The sequence below is a fragment of the Psychromonas arctica genome (assembly GCF_038155225.1).
GTDB classification, from domain to species: Bacteria; Pseudomonadota; Gammaproteobacteria; order Enterobacterales; family Psychromonadaceae; genus Psychromonas; species Psychromonas arctica_B.
In genome coordinates, this window is sequence record NZ_JBAKBA010000028.1 from 13,916 (window position 1) to 36,828 (window position 22,913).

General features: G+C 36.2%; 21 protein-coding genes. 17 read left to right on the forward strand and 4 right to left on the reverse strand.

Going from position 1 to position 22,913, the window contains the following annotated elements; translation table 11 throughout:
• The 6 genes from V6255_RS12160 (at position 1) to V6255_RS12185 (ending at position 7,416) form a co-directional block, all read left to right on the forward strand.
• Positions 1-678 (forward strand): HAD-IB family hydrolase, encoded by a 678-nt coding sequence (locus V6255_RS12160; protein ID WP_341628403.1) that lies wholly within the window; start codon positions 1-3, stop codon positions 676-678.
• Positions 679-1,057: 379 nt separating this feature from the next.
• Positions 1,058-2,455 (forward strand): DUF4856 domain-containing protein, encoded by a 1,398-nt coding sequence (locus tag V6255_RS12165; RefSeq protein ID WP_341628404.1) that lies wholly within the window; start codon positions 1,058-1,060, stop codon positions 2,453-2,455.
• Between the two features lie 72 nt (positions 2,456-2,527).
• Positions 2,528-3,535 (forward strand): sterol desaturase family protein, encoded by a 1,008-nt coding sequence (locus V6255_RS12170; protein WP_341628405.1) that lies wholly within the window; start codon positions 2,528-2,530, stop codon positions 3,533-3,535.
• Between the two features lie 46 nt (positions 3,536-3,581).
• Positions 3,582-4,613 carry a Fe(3+) ABC transporter substrate-binding protein gene (locus V6255_RS12175; RefSeq protein WP_341628406.1) on the forward strand — a complete coding sequence of 344 codons (1,032 nt, stop codon included), beginning with the start codon at positions 3,582-3,584 and terminating at the stop codon, positions 4,611-4,613.
• A 95-nt stretch (positions 4,614-4,708) separates the two neighbouring features.
• Complete coding sequence (locus tag V6255_RS12180) at positions 4,709-6,355, forward strand: iron ABC transporter permease (protein ID WP_341628407.1); 1,647 nt, start codon at positions 4,709-4,711, stop codon at positions 6,353-6,355.
• Positions 6,352-7,416 carry an ABC transporter ATP-binding protein gene (locus V6255_RS12185; protein WP_341628408.1) on the forward strand — a complete coding sequence of 355 codons (1,065 nt, stop codon included), beginning with the start codon at positions 6,352-6,354 and terminating at the stop codon, positions 7,414-7,416. The genes V6255_RS12180 and V6255_RS12185 overlap by 4 nt, the downstream gene beginning before the upstream one ends.
• Before the next feature lie 140 nt (positions 7,417-7,556).
• Here V6255_RS12185 and V6255_RS12190 read toward each other — a convergent pair whose 3' ends face one another.
• Both V6255_RS12190 and znuC read right to left on the reverse strand, forming a co-directional pair.
• A complete protein-coding gene (locus tag V6255_RS12190; RefSeq protein ID WP_341628409.1) occupies positions 7,557-8,339 on the reverse strand; it encodes an iron chelate uptake ABC transporter family permease subunit in 783 nt (260 codons plus the stop codon).
• Positions 8,332-9,123: a zinc ABC transporter ATP-binding protein ZnuC gene (gene znuC / locus V6255_RS12195; protein ID WP_341628410.1), complete on the reverse strand. Its 792-nt coding sequence runs from the start codon at positions 9,121-9,123 to the stop codon at positions 8,332-8,334. Before znuC ends, V6255_RS12190 begins: the two co-directional genes overlap by 8 nt.
• A 138-nt stretch (positions 9,124-9,261) precedes the next feature.
• On the opposite strand from znuC, the gene V6255_RS12200 reads away from it, so the two are divergent.
• The 10 genes from V6255_RS12200 to edd all read left to right on the forward strand — a co-directional run bounded on the left by V6255_RS12200 (position 9,262) and on the right by edd (position 19,567).
• Positions 9,262-10,395 carry a metal ABC transporter solute-binding protein, Zn/Mn family gene (locus V6255_RS12200; RefSeq protein WP_341628411.1) on the forward strand — a complete coding sequence of 378 codons (1,134 nt, stop codon included), beginning with the start codon at positions 9,262-9,264 and terminating at the stop codon, positions 10,393-10,395.
• Between the two features lie 171 nt (positions 10,396-10,566).
• Positions 10,567-11,574, forward strand: a complete 1,008-nt coding sequence (locus V6255_RS12205; protein ID WP_341628412.1) for a substrate-binding domain-containing protein — start codon at positions 10,567-10,569, stop codon at positions 11,572-11,574.
• Positions 11,575-12,170: 596 nt separating this feature from the next.
• Positions 12,171-12,686, forward strand: coding sequence for a TRAP transporter small permease (locus tag V6255_RS12210; protein ID WP_341628413.1), 516 nt, complete (start codon positions 12,171-12,173; stop codon positions 12,684-12,686).
• A 49-nt stretch (positions 12,687-12,735) separates the two neighbouring features.
• Positions 12,736-14,049: a TRAP transporter large permease gene (locus V6255_RS12215; RefSeq protein ID WP_341628437.1), complete on the forward strand. Its 1,314-nt coding sequence runs from the start codon at positions 12,736-12,738 to the stop codon at positions 14,047-14,049.
• Positions 14,050-14,082: 33 nt separating this feature from the next.
• The gene (locus tag V6255_RS12220; protein ID WP_341628414.1) at positions 14,083-15,060 is read left to right on the forward strand and encodes a TRAP transporter substrate-binding protein; all 978 of its coding nucleotides are present in this window, start codon (positions 14,083-14,085) and stop codon (positions 15,058-15,060) included.
• Positions 15,061-15,093: 33 nt separating this feature from the next.
• Positions 15,094-15,858, forward strand: coding sequence for an SDR family NAD(P)-dependent oxidoreductase (locus tag V6255_RS12225; protein WP_341628415.1), 765 nt, complete (start codon positions 15,094-15,096; stop codon positions 15,856-15,858).
• 69 nt (positions 15,859-15,927) lie between these two features.
• Positions 15,928-16,344, forward strand: a complete 417-nt coding sequence (locus V6255_RS12230; RefSeq protein WP_341628416.1) for an RbsD/FucU family protein — start codon at positions 15,928-15,930, stop codon at positions 16,342-16,344.
• Between the two features lie 82 nt (positions 16,345-16,426).
• Positions 16,427-16,849, forward strand: a complete 423-nt coding sequence (locus V6255_RS12235) for an HIT family protein (RefSeq protein ID WP_341628417.1) — start codon at positions 16,427-16,429, stop codon at positions 16,847-16,849.
• Between the two features lie 286 nt (positions 16,850-17,135).
• A complete protein-coding gene (locus V6255_RS12240) occupies positions 17,136-17,675 on the forward strand; it encodes a gluconokinase (protein ID WP_341628418.1) in 540 nt (179 codons plus the stop codon).
• A 98-nt stretch (positions 17,676-17,773) separates the two neighbouring features.
• Positions 17,774-19,567 carry a phosphogluconate dehydratase gene (gene edd, locus V6255_RS12245; protein WP_341628419.1) on the forward strand — a complete coding sequence of 598 codons (1,794 nt, stop codon included), beginning with the start codon at positions 17,774-17,776 and terminating at the stop codon, positions 19,565-19,567.
• Between the two features lie 198 nt (positions 19,568-19,765).
• Here the strand turns inward: edd and kdgR are convergent, their stop codons facing one another.
• On the reverse strand, positions 19,766-20,551 hold the full coding sequence (gene kdgR / locus V6255_RS12250) for a DNA-binding transcriptional regulator KdgR (RefSeq protein WP_341628420.1): 786 nt from the start codon (positions 20,549-20,551) through the stop codon (positions 19,766-19,768).
• Between the two features lie 329 nt (positions 20,552-20,880).
• Here kdgR and V6255_RS12255 point away from each other — a divergent pair, with 329 nt between their 5' ends.
• Positions 20,881-21,522, forward strand: a complete 642-nt coding sequence (locus V6255_RS12255) for an RpiB/LacA/LacB family sugar-phosphate isomerase (protein ID WP_025562633.1) — start codon at positions 20,881-20,883, stop codon at positions 21,520-21,522.
• Between the two features lie 114 nt (positions 21,523-21,636).
• Here the strand turns inward: V6255_RS12255 and V6255_RS12260 are convergent, their stop codons facing one another.
• Positions 21,637-22,470 carry a MurR/RpiR family transcriptional regulator gene (locus V6255_RS12260; RefSeq protein ID WP_025562632.1) on the reverse strand — a complete coding sequence of 278 codons (834 nt, stop codon included), beginning with the start codon at positions 22,468-22,470 and terminating at the stop codon, positions 21,637-21,639.
• Positions 22,471-22,913 lie beyond the last annotated feature (443 nt).

The following is a 22,913-nucleotide window of genomic DNA, read 5'->3' on the forward strand; positions in this document are numbered from 1 at the left end:
ATGGTAAAACCACTTCACATATTTGATATGGACGAGACCTTAGTTAATGGCGATTGTGCTAGTTTATGGAGCCAGTTTTTAGTTAATAAAGGTGTGGTGACAGATCCTGACTATCTGGATACCGATAAAGCATTGATGGAGCAATATGCAAAAGGTGAGTTAGATATGGAAGAATATATCGTTTATACCTTAGCACCTATCACTCAAATTCCAGCCAAAGACATTGATGTGTTAGTTGATGAGTTTGTAAATACTCAAGTTGTACCGTTAGTTTTTCCAGAAGCGATAACCTTAGTTAAGTCATTAAAAACACTGCATCTTCCTTGTATGATTATCTCTGCCACGGTTTCTTTTATTGTTGATAAAGTCGCAAAAGCAATGGGTATTGAAGATGCATTAGGCATTGATTTAGTGATAAAAAAAAATAGTAATGGTCATCCTTGTTATCAAAATGAAGTCACCGGTATTGCAACCTACCGCGAAGGTAAAATTTTACGTCTACAACAATGGTTAGCAAATAATCCTGAGCAATTTGAAAGTATTCATTTTTACAGCGATTCTATTAACGATTTGCCATTGTGTGAATATGCTGATTTTGCTTATTTAGTTAATCCTTGTAAACGCTTAGCCTCTGAAGCAATAAAACACCCAAACTGGAAAATATTTAACTGGGGATAACCTTTAATTTCTCATTATATTCCACAGAGTAAACACAAAGCAATTAATGTTATTTCTTCTGTAGTTGAAGGAGATGATAACTAATTGTCATTTAATTGGTTATTTCTGTATTTTTTTACTAATCAGATCTCAAGTAAAAACTCAATGTAATATTATATTTATATTTCATTGAGTTACTATCAATAAACCTGCCGAGTAACGCTGTAAAGTTGAGTTGTTTTGTTATTTTTAAAAATAGAAATATCTAATAACCTCACTTCTATGAATGGTAATCAGCATTATTGTGGGTAGTAATAATTATCATTTGCAAGTTCATTGATATTGCTATAAATTTAAATCTGATTTTTTAAACTAGCGTATTAATTAAGGAATGATGACTGTGAAATTAAAGAAAATTATTATAGCAATGGCTATTGGATCATTATCAGCTGTTGCATCTGCAGCGAACTATGCTGACTTCCCTGTCACCGTTAAAGGTTACCAAGGTGATAAAACAACGTCTGTTTCATACGGTGGTCAAACTGCACGTCACTTATTACATAACGCACTTAAAGAGTTAGCTTACAAAGGTAACGGTAAACCAAATCCAGAGCTATTGGCTCAAATGAATGCTTACTTCTCTGGTACAGCTGAAAATCGTGGGATCCTAAACCCAGTAAGTAAAGATGGTTTTAAAGTTGCTGAAACTAATATCGATGAACTTTCTAAAGGCAAAAATTTAGCAGGTAAAACTTACAAAGGTGTCGTTTCAGGCTGGCCTGGTAATCAAACGGCTGTTGAAGTATTAGAATTTTTCATTAAAAAAGCTTCAGAATCTGATCAAGGTTTTGATTACGTTAATGGTATGGATTACCCGCAATTAATTTCTAAATTTGCAATGGGTGCAATTTTCTACAATCAAGCTGTTGATAGCTATCTTGACGAAAAACTAGCTGCTGACGTTAAACCAAATGACAAGCCTTATAAAGAAGGTGCTGCTTACACTGGTAAAGAGCATGTATGGGATGAAGCATTTGGTTATTTTGGTGTACCGGTTAATGGTACAACGGTGAGTGTAAATGATACTTCAGCAATCTCTAAATCATCAAAAGACGTGTTTGCTAAAGCTGATATCAATGGCAACGGTAAAGTCGATTTAGGTTCTGAAATGATTTATGCACACGCATCTTATGCGGCAGGTGCAGATAAAGCAGGTAACTCTAACTACCTTAAAACAATCACTCAAGCATTCATTGATGGTCGTCAATTAATCACTGATGCAAAAGGTGAAAAACTGTCTGTTGAAGAACGTAAAGCGTTAATGGAATATGCTGATGTTATCAAAACTAACTGGGAGCTTGTGATTGCTGAATCAGCATTTAAATATGCTGGTAGTGTTTACGCAGACGCACTTGCTCTTCAAGCTGGTATTGAGAAAAATGAAGATGTAAAAGATGCGTTTAAAAGTTACCTTCACCATTGGGGTGAATTAAAAGGCTTCTCATTAGCATTACAAACTGGTGGTAAAGACCTAGGTGGTTTTGCTGTTTCGCTTAACCGTTTAATTGGTTACAGCCCTGTACTACTTGGTAATACGCAAGTGACCGGTATCGATTCAGAAGGTAATTACGAGCAAGAAAGCTCAATCGATTTAAATGAATTTGCATTGCATATGCTTAAAGTTCAGAAGTTATTAGCTGATAAATACCCACTACAAGCACGTTTAAAAGATAAACTTGGCAACCTTGCTGCTTTGTCTGAAAAACTAGGTGCAGGTAATAGTACTGAGAATGATTAATAAGTTAGTCTCTGATTAACCTTTAAAATTAGGCGACGATAATGTCGCCTAATTTATTAAAGAAAGACGGTTATGGATAATTTTTTAAGCGAGTATTGGGATGATTTATCTTCCCTGTTCAGTAATTCCCAACAACGCCTTTTTTGGGGGTATTTACTGTGTGCCATGTTTATCGCTGCCCTTTATTCTTTAAAGAACAATACCGAACCACTATTCACTAAATTCACCAATGCATTTGGTTTTCCACATTGGTTTTCTAAGTCAGCGATTGCTGATTATAAAATGATCATTATTAACAAAGCAATTTACCTGCTGTGTAATCCTCTTTTGTTAGGCAAGTTAACGGTTGCAACCTTTATCTTTGAAGGCATGCATCAATTAGTTGGCCATCGTAACCTTGATATTGAAACCCCTGGTTGGATCATTGTTACTGCATTTACACTGTTTATTTTTACTTTTGATGATTTTGCGCGTTTTTATACTCATAAGATAATGCATGAAGTGCATTGGTTATGGGAGTTCCATAAAACCCACCACAGTGCCACAACTTTAACGCCATTAAGTGTTTTACGCACTCATCCAGTTGAAGGATTACTGTTTGCTATACGTGGTGCGTTAGTACAGGGCATTAGTATTGGGGTATTTATATTTTTGTTCGATGATAAAGTCGATTTATTTACTGTACTGAACGTTAATATTATTTTATTTGTGTTTAATGTAACAGGTGCAAATTTACGCCATAGCCATATCTCGATTGGTTATTATAAATGCATTGAAAAGTACTTTATTTCACCTGCTCAACATCATATTCATCATTCAACATCACCACGACATTTTAATAAAAACTACGGTGCTATTTTAGCGGTATGGGATAAATTATTTAATACATTTCACCACAGTGAATCTGATGTTACTTTGCAGTATGGGTTGAGCAAAAACCAACTAGCCAATGAGCAAACCTTAAAGAAGCTTTATTTATCAGCCTTTATCAATAGCTACCGTATTATTAAAAAACGACTATTTACTTATTCACTAAGGTTTAGTCGCTCAAAAAGCAATACAGTTAATGAACCGCAATAACTATTTACCGTTATTTTTTCTACCTTTTATTAAGAGCCCATTTATTATGACTAAGTTAAACCTATCTAAAATAAAGCTTTCACTGGTGACTTTAGCGTTACTCGGTTCAGTTGCAGCAGAAGCAAGTTCAGAAGTTAATGTGTACTCAGCACGTAAACAAGCGTTAATTAAACCACTACTTGATAAGTTTGAAAGTAGCACAGGTATCACAGTTAACTTAATTACAGGGAAAGCTGATGCGTTATTACAACGACTTAAAATTGAAGGCAAAGCGAGCCCTGCGGATATTTTTATCACCGTTGATGCAGGTCGTTTACAACGTGCTAAAGAAGCTGGTGTATTACAACCGATCTCAAGCGATGTATTAACCACTAACATTCCTGAAAATTTACGTGATAGTGATAATTTATGGTTTGGTTTATCACAACGCGCTCGTACTATTTTCTATGCTAAAGACAAAGTTGACCCAACAGAGTTAACAACTTATGAAGATTTAGCTGATAAAAAATGGCGAGGAAAAATTTGTCTTAGAAGTTCAAATAGTATTTACAATCAATCTCTTGTTGCTTCTATGATTGAAAATATCGGGTCAGAAAAAACATTAACATGGGCAACTGCACTGGTTAAGAATATCGCTAAACCACCTGCTGGTGGCGATATTGATCAATTAAAAGCGGTTGCTGCGGGTGTTTGTGATATCACTATTTCAAACACTTATTACTTCGGTCGCTTGATGAACAGTGATGACAAAGACGATCAACAAGTAGTAGATAAAGTAGGACTGTTTTGGCCTAACCAAAACGACCGTGGTGTACACATGAACGTAAGTGGCGCAGGCTTGACTAAATATGCTGAGAACAAAAACAACGCGATCAAATTAATTGAGTTCATGACATCACCTGAGTCACAAGCATGGTACTCAGCCGTTAATAGTGAGTTTCCTGTCTTAAAATCAGCACCAATTTCTAAATCAGTTGCTAGCTGGGGACCTCATAAAGCAGATAGCATTGCCCTTAATAAATTAGGTGAAAATAATCGAGCAGCAGTTGAGTTGATGGATAAAGCTGGTTGGAAATAATTATTGCTTAGATTCAAATAATTAAAGTAGAAAAAGGCCGTTGGTTTATATGTTAAACTTTCGGTTTTTTCTCAACCTTTGAATGAAATACGATAATGCTTAAACAACTTAAAAAAATAAACTGGCTTAGTGGCTTCACTTTATCAACTGCGCTTGTATTATCTCTTCCCATTTTTGTGGTCATCAGCTCATTATTTAGTGGTTTTGGACCAACACTTACTCACCTGATTAATACCGTTTTAAGTGATTATATTAGTAACTCCATTTTACTGTTAATTGGCGTGTCATTTGGTGTGTTATTAATTGGTGTTCCAGCGGCTTGGCTTACGAGTGTCTGTGACTTCAAAGGTAAAAGAGTGTTTAGCTGGGCACTATTACTGCCACTTGCTGTTCCTGCTTATATCGTTGCTTATACTTATACTGGTTTATTTGATTTTGCAGGCCCAGTTCAAACAGCCTTTAGGGAGTTAACTGGACTTAGTTACGGAGAGTATTGGTTTTTTGAAATCCGCTCCTTAGGTGGTGCTATCTGTATGCTCACCTTTGTACTTTATCCTTATGTTTACCTTTTAGCGCGAGCGGCTTTTCTTGAGTACTCAACTAACTCACTAGAAGTTTGTAGAACCTTAGGTTATAGCCGTAAACGTGCGTTTTTTCATCTCTCATTACCAATGGCAAGGCCTGCTATTATTGCTGGCTTAACACTGGCCTTAATGGAAACGTTAGCGGACTTTGGTACCGTACAATATTTTGGTGTTAATACCTTTACCACAGGTATTTATCGTACTTTTTATGGCTTAGGTGATGCAACGACAGCTTCTCAACTTGCGACAATCCTGTTAAGTTTTGTGGGCTTTTTAATTATCCTTGAGCGTTATTCACGGCGTCAAAACCGTTATCATTCTAATAGTGAACAGCGACCTGCTGGTGCATTAATTAGGTTATCATTTAAAGATAGCTGTTTGGCTTGGGTGTTCTGTTTTACGCCTGTTTTCTTAGGGTTTATTTTACCGGCTTCCGTATTACTTTATTGGAGTTTCAGCCAAGCGGAATTTGAGTTACAAGAGTATCTTCAATTAGCGTGGAACTCGCTTTATTTAGCATTGAGCGCAGCAGCTATTGCGGTGGCGTTCTCTGTTTTATTAGCGTATGCAAAGCGCATTAAAAAGACCAGATTAGTTGAAGGCTCTACCACCGTAGCAAGCTTAGGTTATGCGTTGCCCGGCACTATTATTGCGGTGGGCATTATTACCCCGCTTGCATGGTTAGATCACCAAGTCATAGACTTTGCGGAGCGCTACTTAGGGCTTGATCTCGGCCTGATTTTTTCAGGTACTTTATTTGCCCTTTTATTTGCCTACACGGTGAGATTTTTAGCTGTATCAATGGGTGCGGTACAAACAGGACTTGAGAAAATAAAACCTAATATAGATAACTGTGCACGTTCTCTGGGAGAAAGTAATTTTCAAGTGATCACTCGAATACATTTTCCGTTAATGCGTAGTTCTTTATTAACGGCATTATTAATTGTGTTTGTGGATGTGCTTAAAGAATTGCCTGCCACATTAATACTTCGTCCCTTTAATTTTAATACCTTAGCTGTCCATGCTTATGAGTTAGCTTCTGACGAACGACTTATTGATGCGGCACCTGCTTCAATTATGATTGTGGCAGTTGGGTTATTACCGGTGATCATATTAAGCCGTTCGATTTCAAACGCTAGGAAACAACAAGCATCATGAATACAGTTGAATCAAACACATTATTAAGCCTCAGCGATGTGAGTGTCGCTTATGGTTCAAAAACTATTGTCCGCCATGTTTCTTTGGATTTAAAAAAGGGAGATATTGGCTGTTTATTAGGACCAAGTGGTTGTGGTAAATCGACATTATTACGTGCGATTGCTGGCTTTGAACCAGTGAGTACTGGAACGTTAACCTTGGCTGGAAAAGTGTTATCAGACAAGCACTCAACCGTCACACCAGATCAACGTAAAATCGGCATGGTGTTTCAAGATGTTTCATTATTTCCACATCTTAGTATCGAAAAAAATATTGCCTTTGGCATAAAATCACAACCTAAAAAAGTGATTCAAGAAAGAGTAACTCAGTTATTGGCGCTTATTGATTTGAGTGATTATGCAAAATTATATCCGCATCAAATCTCTGGTGGGCAACAGCAAAGGGTCGCTCTAGCACGAGCGCTTGCCCCAAAACCTGAGTTGATATTATTAGATGAACCTTTTTCTGGACTTGATGCAAAATTAAGAGATAGCTTAGTCCCACACGTGAAATCAATCTTAAAAAAAGAGAAAGTAAGCGCAATAATGGTTAGCCATGATCAAGCTGAAGCATTTGCTATTGCTGACAAAGTAGCGGTGATGAGTGAAGGTAATATCCATCAATGGGATACTGCGTTTAATAGCTATCATTTCCCAGCGAGTAAGTTTGTGGCTTCTTTTGTTGGCGAAAGTAAGTTTTTACTGGGTAAAATCTGTTGTGAATATAGTGTCGAAACAGCGTTAGGTCGTTTTGTTAAAAAAATGCCTCATCATTTTAAAGCAGGATCTGAAGTTGAGTTACTGGTGCGTATCGAAGATGTTACTTATTCTGCTGACTCGGACTATTCAGGTAAAGTCATTAAACAAGATTTCCATGGCAGTTATTACAAATATGAATTGCAGTTGAACGATGGCAGTACTGTGTACTTATCAACGAATGCAAAAGGGTTACAGCAGTATCAAATTGGCGATCAAGTGCCATTAACCTGTGACATTGAAAATGTAGTTATCTTTACTCGTTAAAGGCGTTGTGATGAAGGTACCGAAGTGAATATTTAATTATCTTTGATTATTAAATATTTTAGTAATTTATAAGGTGTGTTTTCAAATAAAAAGGAGCTGATAACAGCTCCTTTTTTGGTTGTAAAGTTTGTTTAAGTAGCTTATTTTCGTGGCAGTATAATGCTGAAAATAAACAAGATACAACCTGCAACCACAATGGTTGGACCTGATGGCGTGTCGTATTCAAAAGATCCCCATAGGCCTAATCCCACACTCATTGCACCAATCACCATTGCGATTAATGCCATACTTTCAGGTGTATTTGCAAAGCGCCTTGCAGTTGCAGCAGGGATGATTAACAAAGCTGTCACTAATAACATGCCAACGACTTTCATCATAATTGCTACAATCAATGCAATTAATCCTAAAAATAGCCAGTTAATGCGATCAACAGGTAATCCCTCAACACGGGCTAAATCTTCGTGAATGGTAATTGATAACAGAGGTTTCCAGATCCAAATCAATCCTAATAATGCGACACCACCTGCACCATAAATCCAATATAGATCATCATAACCAATCGCCAAAATATCACCGAACAGATAGCTCACTAAGTCGATTCTGACATTATCCATAAAGGCTAATGCGACTAACCCAAGAGACAATGCTCCATGGGAGAATATCCCCAATAACGTATCACTGGCGAGTTGACGCTGATATTGGCTAATAAACAAGAGAATCGCTAAAATTTGGCAAATAATAAAAATGCCTAAAGTCAGGTTGATATGCAAAATAAAACCAAGTGCAACACCTAATAAAGCAGAATGTGCCAAGGTGTCACCAAAATAGGCTAGTCGTCTCCACACCACAAACGAACCAAAAGGCCCAGCAACTAAGGCTACACCTAGTCCACCTAACAGTGCTCTTAATAAAAAATCATCCATTCTTGCCGTCTTCCTCGTTCCCACAACACTCATGATGGTGTTCATGGTCGTGCTGATGTTCTTTATCATGTACATAAAATGCTAAATGTCTTGCTGCGTATGGGCCAAAAAGTGCTGTGTAAGCAGGGTCATTCACGACGACTTCAGGTGTGCCGCTACAACAAATATGTTTGTTTAAACAAAATACACGATCAGTAGATGCCATTACTAAATGTAAGTCATGAGATACCATTAAAATGGCACAACCACGCTCGGTACGTACACGACTGATCAAATCATATAATTCAACTTGCCCATGTACATCAACTCCTTGCACGGGTTCATCTAACACTAAAATGTCAGGTTCACGCATTAACGCTCTAGCCATTAGCACACGTTGTAATTCACCGCCTGATAAACCTTGTAATGGCGAATCAATAACATGCTCCGCGCCAACATCTTTTAATAAAGGTACAAATTTTGTTTTATCGTGGCCTTTTGCTAATGCTAAAAAGCGCCTTACTGTAATAGGAAAGGTGGGATCGATGTGAAGTTTTTGTGGCACATAACCAATTGTTACATCTTTAGCCTTTTCTACTTTGCCTGATGTTGGTTTTTGTAAACCAAGTGCAACCCGCAATAAGGTTGTTTTACCTGCGCCATTAGGGCCTACAACCGTGACTATTTCACCGGGTTTAAGTTGTAAATCCACTGATTCAAGTAATGAACGACCGCTTATTTGTAGATTTACATTGCTTAAGGTGAGTAGTGGTTGACTGTTATTATCTTTATTGATCGCTAACATTGTTAACAAATTACCTTTATTTAATAATTTCTTTTGTAGTGCTTGTGTCAATCACTTTTAATGTATTCTATAGCTTGTTGACAACTTAAAATGTTATAATATAACATTAGGTTAATCAACTATCTTAAAGGACTAAACATGAAAAAACTATTATTTATTTGCTTATCTATATTTGTACTGCCATTGCAGACATTGATGGCAGATGAAACCCCGAAAGTCGTGGTCAGTATTAAACCGCTTCATTCATTAGTCAGCGCAGTGATGGAGGGGGTTGCTACGCCAACTTTATTGGTAAAAAAAGGCTCTCCACATGCTTATACTTTACGTCCTTCAGAAGCGAGAGCATTAGCGAGTGCAGATCTAGTGATTTGGATTGGACATGAGATGGAAAGCTTCCTTGAAAAACCATTAGAAACGGTTGCAGAAAATGCTAAACAGTTAGAGCTAGCTGAAGTACTTGAAACATCACTATTAAAAACACGTAGCGGTGTTGAGTGGGACGAACATGAACATCACGAAGACCATGCGACTCATGAAGATCATGATGAAGATCATGATGAAGAGCACGAAGGTCATGAAGACCATGCGACTCATGAAGATCATGATGAAGAGCACGGAGGTCATGAAGAACATGCGACTGACGAAGAACACGATGATGATCATGAAGGTCATAAAGAACATGCGGATCATGAAGCAACACATGACGAAGAACATGAAGGCCATGACGAAGATGCTGATCATGAAGAGCACCATCATGGTGTAATGGATATGCACCTTTGGTTAGATCCTAAAATAGCGCAAAAAGTAGTGACTGAAACAACTAAAATGTTAATTGATATCGACCCTGCACATGCAGTTCAATATCAAGCTAACTCAGCTAAATTAACGACAAAACTAGCCGCACTTGATGCATCATTGAAACAAAAATTAGCACCAGTGAAAGAGACGCCTTATCTTGCATTTCATTCTGCTTATCAATACTTTGAAGTAGCTTATGATTTAAATGCAGTTGGCTCTGTGACGATTGACCCAGATAGAAAACCTGGTGCAAAAGGTATTAGCGAGATACGTGAAAGAGTGAAGAAGACGAAGGCCCGAGCTGTATTCAGTGAACCACAATTTGAATCAAGCTTAGTCGAAACAATTATCGAAGGAACTGGCGCAACAACAGGCGTGCTTGACCCACTAGGTTCAGACTTAGCTCAAGGGCCTGATACGTACTTTATCTTATTGAATAATCTAGCTGATAACTTAGTCATTGGCTTAAAGTAACTGATTTAAAAAGTAAATATTTTTTTTGATATATCTACAAAGAAGACCTAGCAATCAGCTAGGTCTTCTTTTGTTATTATATAACGATGCCAATTAAATTAATTAACATAAACACATCTTTACTGTTACAGTAACATTTTAAATTATACTTAATTAAGTGCATTATTTATTATGGCTCTCAATAAAAAAAAGATTCGCCCATCCCTTAAAGATATTGCAGAACGAGTGGGTGTCACCAAAATGACTGTGAGTCGTTTTTTGAGTAACCCTGAGCTGGTATCAGAAAAAACACGTATTAAAATTGCGCAAGCAGTAGAAGATACTGGTTATATACATAATCGCGCACCCGCTATGCTCTCGAAAGCATCCAGTAAAGCTATCGGCATTTTACTTCCTTCATTATCAAATCAAGTGTTTGCTAACTTTACACAAGGTATCGAGTCGATTACTAATGTCAGAGGTTATGAGGTCTTAATTTCTCACTTTGGTTACGACTTAGAAGTAGAAGAGCGAAAAATAGCGAGCTTACTTTCTTACAATGTGGATGGATTGATTTTAACAGGGACAAATCACACCCCTAGAACCTTAAAAATGTTAAAAACTGTTGGAATACCTGTCGTTGAAACAATGGAGCTTTGTAAAGATCCAATCGATATGAATGTCGGTTTAGACCATGAATTTGCAGCCTATACGGCTACTATGGAAATGGTGAAAAGCGGTAAACAACAAATCGCCTATTTTGGCGCACGTTTAGACAGCAGAACAAAATTAAGAATGAAAGGTTACGATAAAGCCATTGTTGAATGTGGCCTTAAAAAGAATCACTTTTTAACTCATAAACATTCTACTTTCACATTAGGCCGGGAGCTATTAAGCAGAGCATTAGATGAATGTTCTGATTTAGATGGTATCCTGTGCACAAATGATGATATTGCAGTCGGGACAATATTTGCCTGTAATGAACGAAGTATTTCCATTCCAGAAACTATTTGTATCATTGGTTATAATGCCTTAGATATAGGCCAAGCAGTGAGCCCTCGACTAACCAGTATTTATACTCCGCGTTATGAGATAGGTGAAACCAGCGCATCAATTTTACTGGATGCTATCGAAGGTAAAAGAGACACCAAAAAAATCTATGATTTAGGGTTTAATATAAAAAAAGGTGACTCTTTCTAGGTCTATTCATCTTTAATAAACCGCTTTGATACAAAAAATAATTAATAACTCTATATAGAATTATTAATTATTTTCATGGTGTTTTATTAAAAAAATCGATGCGCTTGTAGTTTTAAGTTGTTGATTTTAATTTTAATTTTAATTTTATTTTTTAATTTAATAGTCAATTTTGAATTATTAGAAAATCACAATGCTGAGAATGCTACTTCAACTTTATAACCTCTCTTTTCTCTCGATTATCTTTTATATAAATAATGGTTATCACAGTACATTTCTTTACGTTTTACTGTTGGGGTTATAACTATCCTCGGTAGCTTTCTATTCATAAAAAAACATATTATTGGCTTATTATTTACATTAAAAATAATAAACGCCTTTTGAACAACATCAAAAATTCTACGCAGATCAAATTTCTCATAACCAATTCTCTCCTTTTTATACGCTATTGAGACATAAATTAGACATGGATCTTATTTATGTCATTTCTGTTGATTATAGGTATTTTTAAAAATTTAGTTACTGGTAACATGTTATCGGTAACTTAAAGGGTAATTAAAAAATAAGTAGTCATTAATCAAAAATTTATAGGACTTCGAATGATAGCTTTTACATACATGATAGAAAAAACGATGAAGGCAATGGAGATATTTTTAATGATATTAATGTCTGTGATGGTAATTGCTGTTGTATGGCAAGTATTTACTCGATTTGTTATTAATTCGCCTTCTACTTTTACTGATGAGCTGTCTCGATACTTAATGATATGGGTTGGTATCTTTGGTGGTGCCTATACTTTTGCTATTAAACGTCATTTAGCATTAGAAATGTTAATGACAAAATTGAATGAAAAAAATCAGCATTGGTTGCACATCTTCATTAATTTACTAGTGATTTTATTTTCCTATACGGTGTTAGTTTACGGTGGAAGCTCAATCGTAAATGCCACACTTGCTTACAATCAAATCTCCCCAAGCTTAACGTTATTTGGAAACGAAATTCCAGTCGGTTACATATACTTAGTCTCGCCGATTTCAGGCTCACTTATGATTCTTTTTGGTGTTTACGATATTGCAAAATCATTCCAGTCAATAACCTTAATTAAGAAAGGGTAATAACATGACCTTAATCGATATCTTGTTCACTGAAAATTATATTGCTCACATGCCTGATGCTGTATATGACTTGTTGCCTGTCGTCATGCTTTTTAGTTCTTTACTTATATTTTTGGTTATTGGAGTTCCAATTGCTTTTTCTATTGGTTGGTCAGCTATTTTAACCATATTTTTATCATTTCCATTAGATAAGGCTGCAGGGTTAACCTCTCAGCAATTACTTGGCGGATTAGATAATTTTGGTTTATTAGCACTTCCTTTTTTTATTCTGGCCGGGAACTTGATGAATAGTGGAGGAATAGCCAAACGATTGATTAATTTTGCAATGATTTTAGGGGGAAAATTACCTGGTTCATTGTGTCATGTGAATGTTATTGCGAATATGATGTTTGGTTCCCTATCAGGCTCTGCGACTGCAGCAGCTGCAGCCGTCGGCGGTATTATGGGGCCACTACAAAAAGAAAAAAATTATCCTGAAGATTTCTCTAGTGCTGTCAATATTGTTTCATGTCCTACAGGGTTATTAATACCACCATCAAATGTTGTTATTTTATATGCTTTAGTCAGTACATCCTCTGTTCAATACTTATTTCTAGCAGGTTATATCCCAGGATTATTAATGGGTTTAGGCATTATGATTGGGATCATGATATTTGGTAAAATATTCAAAGTTCCACAGCAAACAATCGTATTAGAAAAGCCTGTCTTAACAATAATTATTGAAGCCATTCCTAGTTTATTCATGGTTGTTATTATCATGGGGGGAATTGTCGGAGGTATTTTTACTGCAACAGAAGCATCCGCTATAGCAGTGGTATACAGCTTATTATTAGGGTTTGCTTATAAACAAATAAAAATAAAGCACTTACCAAATATATTAATTAACAGCGTAATACTAACTTCTATTGTATTGCTTATGATCGCGACCTCATCAGCTATGTCTTGGGCAATGGCCAATGCCGATATACCTGCTGCTATCTCTGCATTTGTACTCGCTTTCTCGGAAAACCCGATCATCATCCTTTTGCTTATTAACGTTATTTTATTAGTCGTAGGAACATTTATGGATATGTCTCCGGCCATACTTATTTTTACTCCTATTTTATTACCAATCGCAGTACATTTGGGTATCGATCCAATTCATTTTGGGATGATCATGATATTCAATTTATGTATTGGTATTTGCACTCCTCCAGTTGGTGCAGCCTTATTCGTAGGTTGTAGTGTGTCTGGAGTCAAGCTAGGTAAAGTTGTACCTAAACTCTTACCTTTATTTTTAATCATGATATTAACCCTCGGAATTGTTACTGCTATTCCTGAATTGTCTCTTTGGTTACCGAGACTTGCTGGATACAAAGGCTAGTAATAACAACTAATTTTACTTTAAGGAAAAGACATGAAAATTTTAAAACAGTTTACTTTAGGTGCTGCAACGCTTGCTATTGCACTGAGTGCAACAACAATGAATGTAAGCGCAAAAACATTAAAACTGGCACATGCAATGCCACTTGAACATCCCGTTTCTAAGTCATTGGCTTGGTTTGCTGATGAAGTTACCAAACGATCTAATCTGCGTGTAAAAGTTTATCCTAACTTAACGCTTGGTAAGGAAGAAGCAACATTGCAGATGGTACAAAATGGTACTTTGGCATTTACTAAAGTAGGCGGTGGGTTGACTGCTACTTTCTCAAACCAATATAAAGTATTGTCTTTACCTTATTTGTACAAAACGGTTGAAGAATCTAAAAGAATTCTAAGTGGTCCAATTGGAGATGGAATTCTACAATCTTCCGAAAAAGATGGTTTTATTGGGCTTGCATTTCTATCAAGTGGATCAAGAAGTTTTTATTCGAATACTAAGATTGAAAAACCAGCCGATCTAAAAGGATTAAAGATTCGCGTTCAAAACTCACCTATTGATATTGATACAATGAAAGCACTAGGTGCGAGCCCTGTTCCTATTTCATCTGGAGAAGTGTACTCAGCGTTACAACAAGGTGTTGTTGATGGTGCAGAAAACGATATTCCAACCTATTTCTCTACTCGCCATAATGAGGTTGCTAAGTACTACTCTTCAGATAAACACACTTCAATACCAAACGTATTAGCAGTATCAACGGATATCTGGAAAACACTTTCTCCAGAAAATCAAAAAATAATTAAAGAAGTGGCTAAAGAATCATTAGCCGTTCAAGACAAATTTTGGGATGAATATGTTGATATGGCCAAAGTTAAACTAGTAGAAAGTGGTGCTGAAATACTAACTGCTGATATTCCTGCATTCCAAAAATCAGTTCAACCAGTGTATGAAAAATTCAAGAAAGATAACCCTAGCTTGGTTTCTTTATTAGAAACAATTCAAAACGCAAAATAGTCAATTTAATTCATTCGAGGAGTAAATAAGAACATGGGGTCATTAACAGGCAAAAAAGCTTTTATAACTGGTGCAGAGCAAGGCATTGGTAAAGCAGTAGCGGAACAATTAATAGATGCTGGCTGTGATGTATATATTCATTATTTTATGGGTGAAGAGGGACCTAAGGAATTGGTTAAATTAGCAGAATCTAAAGGTCAAAAAGCAAGTTATGGTTATGCAGATTTAACTGATGCTGAATCAGCTAACGAATGTATTGCTAATGCGGCTGAGTTTTTAGGTGGAATGGACATCTTAATTAACAACGTTGGCGGCATTATTGCGCGTAAATGGTTAGGGGAAATAACGCCTGAATTCTGGAAAACCGTGATCGACGTTAATATGACTACCATGCTTAATGTTACTCAATCGGCATTACCATTTTTAAAAGAAGCTTCAAATGGTGCGAGTATTGTTAACCTAGCATCTTTAGCAGGGCGTTCTGGTGGGCATTCTGGGTCTTTAGTTTATTCAACAACAAAAGGCGCAGTGCTGACTTTCACTCGTTCTTTAGCTGCTGAACTCGGTGAATTTGGTATTCGAGTCAATGCAGTTGCACCAGGATTAATATTAGGTACGCGATTCCATGATCAGCACACAACAAAAGAGTCTGCTGATGCAACTGTTGCCGGTATTCCTGTTGGTCGAGCTGGAACACCTGATGATGTAGCGAAAACGATCATTTTCCTTGCATCGGAATATGATGGCTTTGTTTCAGGTGCGACAATTGATGTCAATGGTGGCGTATACCGCATGTAATTAATGTGGGTTAATACTAAGTATTAGCGTAGCCATTTTTATAATGGTTACGCTATTAGAGGAATCAAAATGATTAAATCAAAAATTATTCATCCCGAATTAATATCGACTTTAGCTAAGTGTGGGCATAAGACAAAAATATTGATTGCGGATAGTAACTATTCTTTTGTCACTAACTCTTCACCTAACGCGATCATTATTTATTTGAACCTATCACCTGGAATGATTAACGCGACGGATATTTTGGATGCATTACTTACTGAAATTAATGTTGAGTCGGCCATTTTGATGGATACACCTGCTGATTTTAATCCTGAAATATATCAAGAATATAAAGATAGATTATCGCTAGAAGTTGAATTTACCTCATTAGAGCGGTACGCATTCTATAACACGGCAAAATCAGATGATTTATTACTGGTGATAGCGTCAGGTGAGAAAAGAAGATTTGCTAATATAATATTAACTGTTGGTGCCATTAAGTAGTTTTATGGATATAAATTTCAACGCTAAAGTTTAAAAAATAAAGCATTAAATTCGTTTTTATAACTAATGATGGAGGGAAAATATGAGCACTAAAACATGTTTTTACTGTGATAAAAATGAAGTGCTAGATAGCCTAATGATCCATATTGGCGAGTTAAGTCATTCCAATCTTTATTTAAATTTGAATCAGTCACATTTAGGGCGAGTTATTGTTGCATCAAAAATACACATAAAAGAAATATTTGAGCTTTCAAAAAGTGAAAGAGACGGGTTTATGGGGGATGTCGCATTAACCAGCGAAGTGCTTCAAGCTATTTTTTGTCCTGATAAAATTAATTACGCTATTTATGGCGATATAGTTAATCATTTTCATATGCACATTGTCCCTAAATACAAAGATAAAAAGAATTGGGGAAGCCCATATAATGATGACTTTCCCATTTTTTTAAACAATCAAGAAAACAAAATATTAATAGATAAAATAAGAAAAAAATTAGAAACATGAATATATAAGCTCATGTTTTTGATAACACTAATGTTTAATTTTAATCTCATTAAGATAAAAATTTATTGCTCTTATCGAGCATATTACATCAACTCATTAACAGCCTTACCGTCACAATAAAGTACATAAATACAGTGCAGGAGTATCTTCTCGAAAGCTTATCCTTTACCGTTTTTGTGTCTTTACTTGAAATTTAGTTACGGGTAACATGTTATTGGTAACTTATTGCAAATTAGCTTTCTCTATTATTTGTAGTAGGTATTTTAAATAGGGTATAGGTCCCAGAATGAATCAAAAGAAAATTGGCCATGTCTTTATTGTGATGGGCGTTTCCTCAACAGGAAAATCCACAATAGGTGAAAGTTTAGCAAAGGAAATAAACGCTAAATTTATTGATGGTGATGATCTTCACCCCAAAGCAAATATTCTTAAAATGTCTTCAGGTCTTCCATTGAGTGATGAAGATCGAAAGCCGTGGTTAGAAAGGATCCGTGATGCTGCTTTTAGTATAGAAATGAAACAAGAAACGGGTGTTTTAGTTTGTTCTGCTTTGAAGAAAAAATATCGTCAACAAATATGCGATGGTAATAACCATATTATTTTCTTACACCTTCATGGTGATTTTGATTTAGTCAAAGAGCGAATGAAGGACAGAGCAGGGCACTTTATGCCGATTAAATTACTTAAAAGCCAATTTGAAACACTAGAAATGCCTGAAGAAGAAGAAGTTAATGTTATTCATATTGATATAGATGGTACTCAAGAAGAAGTGGTGCTGCGTTGTGTTAATGCTGCGCTATTGTCTATTTCACAAGACAGTCAATAAGTTAGGCATCCTATAATAATGTTTCGTCATAGGCTAAAAATACGAAGCATTATATTTTCAACGAATTCAGCTAGTTTAGCTACAATCAAAGGTTATTTATGAACAAGGTTATTGAACAGGTCACTAAAAATATTGCAGAGCGAAGCGTTATCAAGCGTACTGAGTACTTAACACGAGCACAAAATCTCGCATCATTAGGCAAAGAAAGAGCCAATTTAGCCTGTGGTAATTTAGCGCATACTGTTGCATCGTGCGGTACGAGTCAAAAATCAACTATTCTAGATTTTACCAAAGTGAATGTCGGTATTATCACTGCTTACAACGACATGCTAAGTGCTCACCAACCTTATAAAACTTACCCAGATCAAATAAAAATGGCATTGCAAAAAATTGGCCATAGTGCACAGGTTGCAGGTGGTGTTCCTGCTATGTGTGATGGTGTGACACAAGGTCAAACGGGAATGGATTTGTCGTTGTTTTCTCGTGATTTAATCGCGCAAGCGACGGCTGTCGGTCTAAGTCACAATACGTTTGATGCAACTTTATTACTCGGCGTTTGCGATAAAATTGCGCCAGGGCAAATTATGGGGGCACTTGCTTTCGGGCATTTACCTGCTGCATTTGTTCCATCAGGCCCAATGCCAACCGGTATTAGTAATGAGCATAAAGTAAAAGTACGACAACAGTATGCTGCTGGTGAAGTGGATAAAACCGCATTACAAAAAATGGAAAATGAAGCTTATCACTCACCGGGTACATGTACTTTTTATGGCACTGCGAATACTAACCAATTAGTATTTGAAGCGATGGGGCTAATGTTACCAGGATCTGCTTTTCTACCACCTAATTCAGCATTACGCCATGCGTTAACCGATACGATTGCAACACATATGGCTAATATTACTTACGGCTGTAAAAACTATCGCCCTATATCAGAAGTAATCGATGAGCGAACAATGGTTAATGGATTGGTTGCTTTATTGGCCTCTGGTGGTAGCACTAACCATACAATTCATATGATTGCGATTGCAAAAGCTGCAGGCTTAACAGTTACTTGGGATGATTTTGATCAGCTATCTAAAGTAGTACCGTCTTTAACTATGCTTTACCCTAACGGTCCTGCCGATATTAATGCCTTTCAGGCTGCTGGTGGAGTCCCTACATTAATGAAGCAATTATGTGATAGAGGCTTGTTAAATATGGATGCTAAACCAATATATGGAACAATGCGAGATTACTTAACTCATCCTATTTTGGAAGAGGATCGGGTAATATTCATTGATGCAGTTGACTCTAAAGACAAGCAAGTGATTTCAGCACCTAATGAAATGTTTAGCCCTCAAGGTGGTTTAAAAGTATTGGACGGTAATCTTGGAAGAGGTGTTATTAAAATTAGTGCCGTCGCAGAAGAAAACCGCTTTATTGAGGCGCCAGCAATGGTCTTTGAATCTCAACATGATGTAGAAAAAGCGTATCAAGCAGGTTTATTTAATCATGATGTTGCTGTTGTCGTTCGTCATAATGGACCAGCAGCAAATGGTATGCCTGAGTTACATAAACTAATGCCAATTTTAGCGAATGTAATGAAAAGTGGGTATAAAGTTGTTCTAGTTACAGATGGCCGTTTATCAGGAGCGTCAGGTAAAGTACCTGCTGCAATTCATATGACGCCAGAAGCGCAGTATGATGGACCACTTAGTCGAATTAATAATGGTGATATTATTCGTCTTGATGCAAACAATGGTGATATTTCAGTTAAACAAGATATTAGCCAGCGTATACCTTTTCATCCAGATTTAACAAGCCAGCAATTTGGTGCTGGTCGTGAGTTATTTTCGTTATTTCGAACCGCTGTCTCTAGCGCAGAAGATGGTGCTACTATTTTAAATTAGTATTAAAAATAATACCCCCGTTACCTTTTAAGGTAACGCTCCATAGAGCAAACTGTGAAGAAAAAATTTTCGTTGTTAGAAAGTGACGATTTAATCCGTTAGATCTTCCTTTTTCTGTCTAGGATCTATTCACTTCAGAGCTTTCTAAACTTTGCTCCTTGAACAGTAATTTGCTTTTTTCTTTTAGAAAATTAAAAACTATTTCATTGGGTAATGTTTATAACCTAATTCAGATGAGATATTCTTTCCTGCTTGTTGTAATAAGTTTACATAATGCGACATGTGCTGTTCATCGAAGCGAATGGTAGGGAATGAAATTGAGATACCTGCTATAACACTACCAAATCTATCAAATATTGGTGCTGCAATACATCTTAAACCAGGTTCTTGTTCTTGGTTATCTTCTGCGTAATGTTGTTCTTGAACCACTTTTAATTCAGATAACAATTGGTTCGTATTTTCTAATGTTTTTTCAGTGTGTTTAATAAATTTTACATCGGATAACGTCTCACGAACAAAAGCTTCATCTCGACCTGCCAATAAGACTTTGCCAATTGCCGTACTATAAAGAGGATTGCGACGACCAATTTTTGATTGCATTCTTAAGCTGTAATTAGAGTCAATTTTATGAATATAAATAATTGAATTATCGTCTAATGCCCCTAAATGTAATGCTTCATTCGTTTGCTCTGATATCAAACGCATCTCTTTATCCGCCAAGCTAATTAAATCTACATATTCTAAAGATTTAGCGCCTAATTCAAATAACTTTAGTGTCAGTGAGTACTTGTCTGCTTGATCTTCTTGGGTGACATAACCGAGAGTTTTCATTGTTTGTAGGAATCGATAAGTAGTGGCTTTAGACATCATTAAACGTTGTGAAAGCTCTGAAACACCAATATTCTTTTGCTCACCTAGCGCTTGTAAAATACTAAATACTTTTAATACCGATGAAACAGATTCTGGTTGAGTTGGTTTATCCATTGCTTTTCCTTATCGTTTTTATTTGTGCACATCATAACCTGAGTTAATTTTCAGTGCAGTATTTTTAAAAAGCCTTTTTAAAAATTTGAAAACCTTAATGTTGAAAAGAATAATGTTGAAAGGAATTACATTTAAAGGAATCGTATTTAAAAGGAATGACATTTAAAAGAAGTCGTACTGACGAATAATTCTTGATATACATCTAAATTTATAAAACGATGTTTCATAAATTATTGTAAGTGATTTTTTTCTACGTATATTGATGTGAGTTGTGACAGATATAATTATCTTTAACTAAATTAATAGCAGCGTCGCTGTAGGAGATACCAATGAAAATAGCGTTAATGATGGAAAATAGCCAAGCAGGTAAAAATGCAATGGTGCTAAATGAGCTAAAAACCGTTGTAGATCCACTTAATTATCCTGTTTATAACGTCGGTATGAGTGATGAAAATGATCACCATTTAACCTATATACACTTAGGGATTATGGCGAGTATTTTGATTAATGCTAAAGCCGTTGATTTTGTTGTTGCTGGTTGTGGTACAGGACAAGGCGCGATGATGTCTTTAAATATACATCCTGGTGTTGTTTGTGGTTATTGCTTAGAACCTTCCGATGCATACCTATTTAACCAAATTAACAATGGTAATGCATTGGCGTTGGCCTTTGCTAAAGGGTTTGGTTGGGGAGCAGAATTAAATGTGCGTTACATTTTTGAAAAAGCGTTCACGACAGGCGAGCGTGGACAAGGTTACCCGTTAGAGCGCGCGGCTCCGCAGCAAAGTAATGCAAGTATTTTAAACGATGTTAAAGCTGCAATAATGAAAGATAACTACTTAGACACATTAAAATCGATTGACCAATCATTAGTTAAAACAGCCGTATCAGGCGAGCGTTTCCAACAATGCTTTTTTGAACATTGCCAACATGATGAGATTAAACAGTACGTACAATCATTGTTAGCTTAGTGTTATTTACATCGTTTTTTTAACTTAATTATAATTATTTTTAACTTAATCATCATTAAATAATTCAAAGCCGATATTTTCAATGCATGTAATAGAAACTATCGGCTTTATTGATTAATGTGTATTTTCTTGCTTAAAAGCCAATGCAACGGCTAAAGACTGTACCAAACATAATGAAGCCGATTGAGATCGGAACTCATCAACTTTACCTTCATTCACCACAAAACAGACATCGCTATAAGCAGCTAATGGGCTAATTTGACTGTCAGTTATAATGATTTGTTGTGCGCCTGCTTTTGCGGCCGCTTTACTCAACATGACCGTTTCTTCAGCGTACGGGCTAAAACTAATAGAGAGTACAAGATCGTTCTTACCAACCATAGATAACTGTTCATTAAACATACCTCCTAACCCATCGATTAAAAAAGCACGGCACTCCGCATGGCGTAATGCATAGGTTAAGTAAGTTGCGATACTGAAGGATCGCCTTAAGCCGATAATATAAATATTGTCAGCCTTACTGAGCATATCAACTGCCATCTCTAGTTGCTGTTGCGATGTTTGAGTCGCTAATTGATGCATTGCCTGAGAATTTACTTGGGCGAACTGTTGTAAAATATGTAAAGGTTTTCCACGTCCAGTCTGCTCGGGCTCATGCTCTTTTAATAATCTAGCACGGTCGGTATAGCTTGCTGTTTCTTCAATTAAGTCTCTTCTAAATAATTGTTTTATTTCATTAAATCCACTGAATTCAAAGGCTTTAGCAAAGCGAATTAAAGTAGAAGGCGGTACGTCTGCTTGTGTCGCGATGACTGCTATCGTATCAAAAGCTAAGCTGTTGTTATTGTCTAATACATAAGATGCAACTTGTTGTAGCCGCTTACTTAAATCATCGTAGCGAGAACGAATTTGCTGTTGTAGTTGGACAATATTTTTGGCTACCGGCATCTTACTTTCCTTTGTTTCACTTTATTAACATTCATTTCATATCGGCGTATTTATTAACCTGATTATTAACCTGATTATTAATCTGAGTATAGAGATAGTTAGTCTTCATTCCTAACCATTGAATATATTATTTCAATATTTATATTAAATGAAATAAATAGTTCATTTTTGTTGGTTGTGCCAATATCTCTTTCGTTCCTTGTTATTGCTGGACTTTTTATGATTTCTCTTACTGTTTAAACGTCTTAATTCAAATGCCCATCACACTTACTTTAATTAAAGTGAAATAAAGTTTTCATTTTAATTGAAAGTGAAACATTTATTTCATAGTATGGCGTCATGGTTAATAAAAGAACGCTTTCTGAGTAATTAATCGCACTAGGCTATCTACTTTTTACCAACAATACACCAGCGAATAAAAGAGCCGTAAATAATGGAGCACA